At 72.0% G+C, this 232-nt stretch carries 1 protein-coding gene; it reads left to right on the top strand.

The genetic code is table 11. The features are described 5' to 3' along the window. Positions 1–232: hypothetical protein (locus AC0IW9_RS32125; protein WP_471652323.1), on the top strand; the 232-nt coding region annotated here is incomplete at both ends.

The raw sequence follows: 232 nt of genomic DNA, 5'->3' as shown, positions 1-232 counted from the left end.
CCTCTTCACCGACCTCACCGAGCGCACGGCGGCCGATGCGGCCCGGCGCCGCTTCCAGGAAGGCATCCTGGCCGAGCAGCAGCCGAAGCCCGGGCGGCTGGAGTCCGCGGCCGACCTGGTCTTCCGCAACCTGCTCGCCACCGTCGTGGAGAATGCCCAGCTCGCGGCCCTGGAAATCCCCGATGGCGTCGATGTCGCCCGCATCCCCGCCATGCTGGACAGCGTGCGCAGC

It is taken from the genome of Belnapia sp. AC561 (genome assembly GCF_979252845.1).
Note: the sequence above shows the minus strand (reverse complement) of the source record. Positions and strands in the feature narration are given on the sequence as shown.